The 8,282-nt window shown below is 67.9% G+C and carries 7 protein-coding genes; 6 read left to right on the top strand and 1 reads right to left on the bottom strand.

Translation table 11 applies throughout. From position 1 onward, the window contains the following. A partial coding sequence (locus Q0716_RS00435) for an AAA family ATPase (protein ID WP_299018489.1) occupies nt 1-1,185 on the bottom strand: 1,185 nt, incomplete at its 3' end. A gap of 43 nt (nt 1,186-1,228) precedes the next feature. On the opposite strand from Q0716_RS00435, the gene dapC reads away from it, so the two are divergent. From dapC to Q0716_RS00405, 6 genes are all read left to right on the top strand, one after another. After that, the gene (dapC, locus tag Q0716_RS00430; protein ID WP_299018487.1) at nt 1,229-2,473 is read left to right on the top strand and encodes a succinyldiaminopimelate transaminase; all 1,245 of its coding nucleotides are present in this window, start codon (nt 1,229-1,231) and stop codon (nt 2,471-2,473) included. Nucleotides 2,474-2,501: 28 nt separating this feature from the next. Next, nucleotides 2,502-3,326, top strand: coding sequence for a 2,3,4,5-tetrahydropyridine-2,6-dicarboxylate N-succinyltransferase (gene dapD / locus Q0716_RS00425; RefSeq protein ID WP_299018485.1), 825 nt, complete (start codon nt 2,502-2,504; stop codon nt 3,324-3,326). A 23-nt stretch (nt 3,327-3,349) separates the two neighbouring features. Further along, nucleotides 3,350-4,510, top strand: a complete 1,161-nt coding sequence (locus Q0716_RS00420; RefSeq protein WP_299018484.1) for a PilT/PilU family type 4a pilus ATPase — start codon at nt 3,350-3,352, stop codon at nt 4,508-4,510. Between the two features lie 23 nt (nt 4,511-4,533). After that, on the top strand, nt 4,534-5,706 hold the full coding sequence (gene dapE / locus Q0716_RS00415; RefSeq protein ID WP_299018482.1) for a succinyl-diaminopimelate desuccinylase: 1,173 nt from the start codon (nt 4,534-4,536) through the stop codon (nt 5,704-5,706). Further along, a complete protein-coding gene (gene prmB, locus Q0716_RS00410; RefSeq protein ID WP_299018480.1) occupies nt 5,706-6,623 on the top strand; it encodes a 50S ribosomal protein L3 N(5)-glutamine methyltransferase in 918 nt (305 codons plus the stop codon). Before dapE ends, prmB begins: the two co-directional genes overlap by 1 nt. Further along, a partial coding sequence (locus tag Q0716_RS00405; protein WP_299018478.1) for an ATP-binding cassette domain-containing protein occupies nt 6,620-8,282 on the top strand: 1,663 nt, incomplete at its 3' end. The genes prmB and Q0716_RS00405, both read left to right, overlap by 4 nt.

Raw genomic sequence — 8,282 nt, 5'->3', positions numbered from 1 at the left:
CTGCACGTTGGCCACGCGTTGGCGCTGCTGGGTCAGGCGCGCCTGCGCCTGGCGCCAGGCCTCCTCCAGCGCGGGCAGGCGCTGGGTCTGCTCTTCCAGCTGGGCCGCCAAGGTTTCAGCCTGTTCGGCTGCGCCGCCTTCTTGCTCATCCAGCGCCGCCAGCTCCAGCACGGCGGCCTCGGCACGGGCACGCCACTCCTGCGCCTGCTGAGTCAACGCCTGCAAACGCTGCTCGGCGCGCTGCCGCCCCTCACCCACGAAGCGAATCTCGGCTTCCAGCCGGGCCACCTCTGCCGCCGCCTCGTACAGCTGCCCCTGGGCGCGGTTGACCGCTTCGCCCGTCTCGTAATGCGCCTGGCGCAGTGTTTCCAGGTCGGCCTCGATACGGCGCAGCTCGGCCAAACCCGCCTGCAGCGCGTCGACCGCCTGCTGACCCTCGGCACGTACCTGTGCCAACTGCGTCTCGGCCTCGCGCCGCTTGAGCCACCACAGCTGGTGCTGACGGCGTGTGGCCGCCGCCTGCAGCTCATGGTAGCGGCGTGCCACCTCGGCTTGCTGCTCCAGTCGCTCCAGTTGCGCGTTGAGCTCGCGCAGGATGTCCTCGACCCGCGTCAGGTTTTCGCGCGTGTCGGCCAGACGGTTGGCGGTCTCGCGCCGGCGCTCCTTGTATTTGGATACCCCGGCTGCCTCCTCCAGAAACAGCCGCAGTTCCTCGGGTCGGCTTTCGATGATGCGGCTGATCGTGCCCTGGCCGATGATGGCGTACGCGCGCGGCCCCAGGCCCGTGCCCAAAAACACGTCGTGCACGTCGCGCCGGCGCACCGGCTGCTGGTTGATGAAGTAGCTGCTGGTGCCGTCGCGCGTGAGCACGCGCTTGACTGCGATTTCGGCATACTGGTTCCAAGGGCCGCCCGCACGGCGCGCGCTGTTGTCGAACACCAGCTCCACACTGGCCCGCTGGGCGGGCTTGCGGGTGGTCGTGCCGTTGAAGATGACGTCCTGCATGGACTCGCCGCGCAGCTCACTGGCCTTGGACTCACCCAGCACCCAGCGCACGGCGTCCATGATGTTGGACTTGCCGCAGCCATTGGGGCCGACGACGCCCACCCGCTGCCCGGGCAGATGGAACGTCGTGGGATCGGCGAACGACTTGAAGCCGGAGAGTTTGATCGTTTGCAAGCGCACGGGGCGCTAGTTTACGTGTCCGCACCCGCTACCATTGCGCCCCATGACCGATGCGCTCAACCCGCTGCTGCAGCGCCTGCAGCCTTATCCGTTCGAACGCCTGCGCGCACTCACGGCCGGCATCACCCCGAACCCGGCGCTGCGACCCATCAACCTGGGCATCGGCGAGCCGCGCCACCCCACCCCCGAGGTGCTCAAACGCGCCCTGCACGCGGCCATCGATGACCCCGCCGGCGGCTTGGCCGCCTACCCCGCCACCGCCGGCACAGCCGCGCTGCGCCAGGCCTGCGCCGACTGGCTGCAGCGCCGCTATGGCATCGAGGTCGACCCGGTGCGCCAGATCTTGCCCACGTTGGGCTCGCGCGAGGCGCTCTTCGCACTGGCCCAGGTGGTCATCGATCCGCGTGCCTTCGCCAGCGCCGACGAGCCGGTCGTCGTCTGCCCCAACCCGTTTTACCAAATCTACGAAGGCGCGGCGCTGTTGGCCGGCGCCACGCCGTGGTTTGCGCCCAGCGACCCGGCGCGCAACTTCGCGGTGGACTGGGATCGCGTGCCCGATGCGGTTTGGGCACGCACGCGGCTGGTCTATGCGTGCTCGCCCGGCAACCCCACGGGCGCGGTGATGCCGCTGTCCGAATGGCAGCGCCTGTTCGAATTGAGCGATCGCCACGGCTTCGTCATCGCCAGCGACGAGTGCTACAGCGAAATTTACTTTCGCGATGAGCCCCCACTGGGCGCTCTGCAAGCCGCCGCAGCGCTGGGGCGGCACGATTTCCGGCGCCTCATCATGCTGACCAGCCTGTCCACGCGCAGCAATGCACCCGGGCTGCGCAGTGGTTTCGTGGCGGGGGATGCCGACATCATTCGCGCCTTCACGCTCTATCGCACCTACCACGGCAGCGCCATGAGCCTGGCCGTGCAAGCCGCTAGCGCCGCCGCTTGGGCCGACGAGTCGCACGTGCAGGACAACCGCGCGCGCTACCGCGCCAAGTTCGAGCGCGTCACCCCGCTGCTGGCACAGGTAATGGACGTGCGGCTGCCCGACGCCGGCTTTTACCTGTGGGCACGCGTGCCCGAGCGCTTCGGCGGCACGAGTGGCGGCAGTGACACCGACTTTGCCCGGGCATTGTTCGCCCAATACAATGTCACCGTGCTGCCCGGCAGCTACCTGGCGCGCGACTGGCAGGGGTCGAATCCGGGCGCCGGGCGCATCCGCATGGCGCTCGTGGCCGATGCCGACGAGTGCCTGGAGGCGGCCAGCCGCATCGTGCGTTTCATCCAGTGCTGACTCCTTTCCCACCCCCGTGTCCACGACCATGACCCACCCACTGCAGCAGATCATCGAAAACGCCTGGGACAACCGCAGCCAGCTCTCGCCTGGCAACGCCCCGCAAGAGATCATCGACGCCGTCGAGCACGTCATTGCCGAACTCAACAGCGGCCGTCTGCGCGTGGCGACGCGCCACGGTGTCGGCCAATGGACGGTGCATCAGTGGATCAAAAAGGCGGTGCTGCTGAGCTTTCGGCTGCGCGACAACGAGGTGGTGCGCGCGGGCGATCTGACTTTCTACGACAAGGTGCCGACCAAATTCGCCCATATGACCCCACAGGAGCTGGCCGCCGCTGGCGTGCGCGTGGTGCCGCCGGCCGTGGCCCGGCGCGGCAGCTACATCGCCAAGGGCGCGATCCTGATGCCGTCCTACGTCAACATCGGCGCCTACGTCGATGAAGGCACCATGGTCGATACCTGGGCCACGGTCGGCTCGTGCGCGCAGGTGGGCAAGAACGTCCACCTCTCGGGTGGCGTGGGTTTGGGCGGCGTACTCGAGCCGCTGCAAGCCAATCCCACCATCATCGAGGACAACTGCTTCATTGGCGCGCGCTCCGAGATCGTCGAAGGCGTCATCGTCGAGGAGAACTCGGTCATCTCGATGGGCGTGTACATCGGCCAAAGCACCCCGATTTACGACCGCACCACGGGCGAGATCCTCTACGGCCGCGTGCCGGCCGGCTCGGTCGTCATCAGTGGCAGCTTGCCCAAAGAGGGCGGCAAGTACAGCCTGTACGCGGCCATCATCGTCAAGCGGGTGGACGCGCAAACGCGTGCCAAAACCAGCTTGAACGATTTGTTGCGCGACTGACGCGCTCCCACAGGGCAACCTCGATGGGTGTGATGGAATCCCTGCTGCGGCTGATGGCCGACAAAAAGGCGTCGGACGTCTATCTGTCGGCCTCGGCACCGGTGCTCATCAAAATCAACGGCGTGACGCTGCCGGTCAACGACCAGCCACTGCCCGCCGACGGGCCCTACCGGCTGCTGGCCGAGGTGGTCAAGCCCGAGCAGCTGCAAGCGTTCGATCGCAGCGGCGAGCTCAACATCGCCATCCCGATGCCCGACGTCGGTCGCTTTCGCATCAGCGCCATGCGCCAGCGCGGCACCTGCGCCGTGGTGATTCGATTCATCAGCGGCCAGATTCCCAAGGTGGGAGAGCTGGGCATCCCGCCCGTGCTCACGCAAATGATCATGGCCAAGCGCGGGCTGATGCTGGTGGTCGGCGCCACCGGCTCCGGCAAGAGTACGACGCTCGCCGCCCTGCTGGACCACCGCAATGAACACACCACGGGCCATATCCTGACGATCGAGGATCCGATCGAATACTTGTTCAAGAACAAGAAGTCGGTCGTCAACCAGCGCGAGGTGGGCACCGATACCGAATCGTTACAGGTGGCGCTCAAGAACGCGTTGCGCCAGGCGCCGGACGTGATCCTGATCGGCGAAATCCGCGACCGCGACACCATGTCGCAAGCCATCGCCTACGCTCAGTCGGGCCACCTGGTGCTCGCGACCCTGCACGCCAACAATAGCTACCAGGCGCTCAATCGCATCCTCAATTTCTATCCGGTCGAGGTGCGGCCGACGATGCTCAACGACCTCGCCTCGTCGCTCAAGGCCATCGTCTCGCAGCGGCTGCTGCGCACCGTCGACGGCGGCCGCACACCGGCGGTCGAGGTGATGGTCAACACGCGCCTGATCAGCGAGCTGATCGAAAAAGCCGACTTCTTCGGCGTGCGCGAGGCGCTGGAGAAGTCGATGGCCGAAGAATCGCAGACCTTCGAGGCGGACCTGGCGCGGCTGATTCTGTCTGGGCGCATCACGCGTGAGGAGGGCTTGGCCTACGCCGACTCGCCCACCAACCTGCTGTGGCGGCTGCAAAACGACGACCGGGCGCGCGCGCTCGCGCAAAGCCGGCCTGGCGGCCGTGCCGACGAACCCGGCAAAGGCGGCGGGCCCTCGTTCGAAGGTTTTCTTCCCCCCTCGACCTGAGCGCCACCCGGGCGCCGACCCCGATGACCGACACCCAACGCCTTGCCGAGGCCCTGATCCGCTGCCCCTCCGTCACGCCGCAGGACGCCGGCTGCCAAACCCTGCTCGCCGAGCGACTGCGGGCACTGGGCTTTGTGTGCGAAACCATCGAGAGTGGCCCGGACGACTTTCGCGTCACCAACCTGTGGGCACTGCGGCCGGCAGCCACCCCGGACGCGCCGGTACTGGTCTTCGCCGGACACACCGACGTCGTGCCCACCGGACCGCTGGAGCACTGGAGCAGCGACCCCTTCACGCCCACGGTGCGCGACGGCAAGCTCTACGGCCGCGGTGCCAGCGACATGAAGTCGTCGCTGGCGGCCATGGTGGTGGCGTGCGAGGAGTTTTTGCGCTCGCACCCGGAGCCCGCGCTGGCCATCGGTTTTTTGCTCACCAGCGATGAGGAGGGGCCTGCGCGCGACGGCACGGTGGTCGTGTGCGATGCGCTGCGCCAGCGCGGCCAGCGCCTGGACTGGTGCATCGTGGGCGAACCCACCAGCGTGCAGCGCACCGGCGACATGATCAAGAACGGCCGCCGTGGCACCCTGAGCGGACGCCTCACCGTCAAAGGCATCCAAGGGCACATCGCCTACCCGCACCTGGCGCGCAATCCCATTCACCTGCTCGCGCCGGCATTGGCCGAGCTGGTCGCCACCCGCTGGGACGAGGGCAATGCCCACTTCCTACCCACCAGCTGGCAGGTGAGCAACATCCACGGCGGCACAGGGGCCAGCAACGTCATCCCGGGCACGGTGGTGGTCGACTTCAACTTCCGCTTCAGCACCGAATCCACCCCCGACGGCCTGCAGCGGCGCGTGCACGACATCCTGACGCGGCACGGATTGCACGAGGATGTGGACTATGAGCTGGTCTGGACCCTCGGAGGTTTGCCCTTTTTGACGCCGGCCGGCGCGCTGGTCGACGCCGTGCGCAGCGCCATCCGAGACGTCACTGGCCTAGAGGCCGAACTCTCGACCACCGGTGGCACGAGCGACGGGCGCTTCATCGCCCAGATCTGCCCGCAAGTGGTCGAACTGGGCCCTCCCAACGCCACGATCCACCAGATCGACGAGTGCATCGCGCTGGATGACATCGAGCCGCTCAAAAACATTTACCGGCGCACGCTGGAGCGACTCGCGGGAGCGGCGCGACCGTGATGACGCTGGCCCGCCTGATCGATGAAGCCCAGCAGCAGCTGGAAGCGGCCGGGGTCGCGCTGGGCCACGGCACCACGAATGCGCGCGACGAAGCCGCCTGGCTGGTGCTGTGGCGGCTGGGGTTGCCACTCGACTTCGACCTGGATGCGCACGCTGATCAACCGGTCGCACCCGCGGACGCGGACGCCGTGGGCGCGCTGATCGACGAGCGTATTCGCACGCGCAAGCCCGCCGCCTATCTGACCGGTGAGGTGTGGCTGCAAGGCGTCGCGTTTTACGTCGACGAGCGGGTGATCGTGCCGCGCAGCCTGATCGCCGAACTCATCGCTGCCGCACCGCAAGCCGACGAACTCGACCCTTGGCTGTCGCCGCACACGCACCGCGTGCTCGACCTGTGCACGGGCAACGGCTCGCTGGCGGTGCTGGCCGCCATGGCTTGGCCCGACGTGCAGGTGGACGCCAGCGACATCAGCACCGATGCCCTGGCGGTAGCGGCGCGCAACGTTCAGCGGCACGGCCTGCAAGATCGCATCCGGCTGTTGCACAGCGACGGCTGGCGAAACCTCACCGACCGCTATGACCTGATTGTGTGCAACCCGCCGTACGTCAACCGTGCCAGCATGGCGGCGTTGCCACCGGAATACCGGGCCGAACCCGTACTGGCGCTCGACGGGGGCGAAGACGGCATGGACTTCGTGCGCCACCTGTTGGCGCACGCGCTCGAACACATGACCGACGACGCGGTATTGGTGCTGGAGATCGGCCACGAGCGCGTGCATTTCGAGCGCGCGTTTCCCACCCTACCGGTGGTGTGGCTGCGCACCAGTGCGGGCGCGGACTCGGTGGTGCTCATCACGCGCGAAGCGCTGGCCCTGGCTCACGACGACCTGCCACCCGACCCGCACCCCGCACCATGATCACGCTGCGCGACGTCACGCTGCGCCGTGGGGCCAAAGTGGTGCTCGACGGCGCCAGCGTCACCCTCCATCCCGGCGAGAAAGTCGGACTCGTGGGCCGCAATGGCGAGGGCAAATCGAGCCTTTTCGCGTTGCTGCTGGGGGGGTTACACGAGGACGCGGGCGAAGTGAGCGTGCCGCGCCACTGGCGCATCGCCCACGTGGCGCAATCGATGCCCGAGGGCAACACCCCGGTGACCGATTTCGTGCTGGTCGGCGACACCCGCTTGCAAGAGGCGCAGGCGCAGCTGCACGCCGCCGAGGCGACTGGCGATGGCGACGCCATCGCCCTGGCGCACGCCGCCTTGGCCGACGCGGGCGCCCACGATGCGCGCGCCCGCGCCCAGGCACTGTTGTTGGGCTTGGGATTCGCCCCCGCCGAGTTGGATCGACCGGTGGACGCCTTCTCCGGTGGCTGGCGCATGCGGCTACAGCTGGCGCGGGCCCTGATGTGCCCGAGCGACTTGCTGCTGCTCGACGAACCCACCAACCACTTGGATCTGGACGCCGTGGTTTGGCTGGAGGGGTGGCTGCAACGCTACCCCGGCACGCTGGTGGTGATCAGCCACGACCGGGAATTGCTCGATGCCGTCACCCGCGTCACCCTGCACCTGGAGCAAGGACGCCTGACGCGCTACGGCGCCTCGTACACGCGCTTCGAGCAGATGCGGGCCGAGCAACTGCAACAGCAGCAGACGGCCTACCTGCGCCAGCAAGAGCGCATCGCGCACCTGCAGCGCTTCATCGATCGCTTTCGCGCCAAAGCCACCAAAGCCCGCCAGGCGCAAAGCCGCCTCAAGGCGCTCGAGCGCATGGAGCGACTTGCGCCCGTGCTGGCTGAGGGCGATTTCGGTTTCGAGTTCGCCGACCCTGGCGCGCTGCCCAACCCGATGCTCACGCTGCAGGACGTGACCGTTGGCTACCAAGGCGACACCGACCACGCGGTCGTGCAAGCAGTGCGCTGCAGCATCCTGCCGGGGCAGCGCATCGGCATACTGGGCGCCAACGGGCAGGGGAAATCGACCTTGGTCAAGACCATCGCCGGGGTGCTGCCGCCGCTGGCGGGCCGGGTGGTGCCGGGCAAGGGCCTGCGCATTGGCTACTTTGCCCAGCATGCGCTGGACATCCTGCGCCCCGACGAAACCCCGCTGCAGCACCTGCTGCGCTGGGCCCGCGACGCGCAGGCCCAAGGCACGCTCGCGGGGCAATCCACCCGCGAGCAGGATCTGCGCACCCATCTGGGCACCTTTTTGTTCGGTGGCGACAGCGCCGCACAGCCCGTGGGCACGCTCAGCGGCGGCGAAAAGGCCCGCCTGCTGCTTGCGCTGTTGGTCTGGCAGCGGCCCAACTTGCTGCTGCTGGACGAGCCCACCAACCACCTCGATTTGGCCACACGCGAGGCGCTGACGTTGGCGCTCGGCACCTTCGAGGGCACCGTGCTGCTGGTCAGCCACGACCGCGCCCTGCTGCGCAGCGTGTGCGACCAGTTCTGGCTGGTCGCAGACGGACGACTGTCCCCCTTCGACGGCGATGTGGATGACTATCAGCACCACCTGCTGGAAGTCGCTCGGTTGCGCCAAGAGCGCCTGCGCCGCGAACGCCCCGACACGCCCGACACGA

The sequence above is a fragment of the uncultured Tepidimonas sp. genome, assembly GCF_938045175.1.
In the GTDB taxonomy this organism is placed as follows: domain Bacteria; phylum Pseudomonadota; class Gammaproteobacteria; order Burkholderiales; family Burkholderiaceae_C; genus Tepidimonas.
This window is presented reverse-complemented; position numbering and strand designations above follow the sequence as displayed.

Coding starts and splice junctions, on each gene's coding strand:
- dapD (WP_299018485.1), top strand. CDS start 2,502: ATGACCCACCCACTGCAGCAGATCATCGAAAACGCCTGGGACAACCGC.
- dapE (WP_299018482.1), top strand. CDS start 4,534: ATGACCGACACCCAACGCCTTGCCGAGGCCCTGATCCGCTGCCCCTCC.
- prmB (WP_299018480.1), top strand. CDS start 5,706: ATGACGCTGGCCCGCCTGATCGATGAAGCCCAGCAGCAGCTGGAAGCG.
- dapC (WP_299018487.1), top strand. CDS start 1,229: ATGACCGATGCGCTCAACCCGCTGCTGCAGCGCCTGCAGCCTTATCCG.
- Q0716_RS00420 (WP_299018484.1), top strand. CDS start 3,350: ATGGGTGTGATGGAATCCCTGCTGCGGCTGATGGCCGACAAAAAGGCG.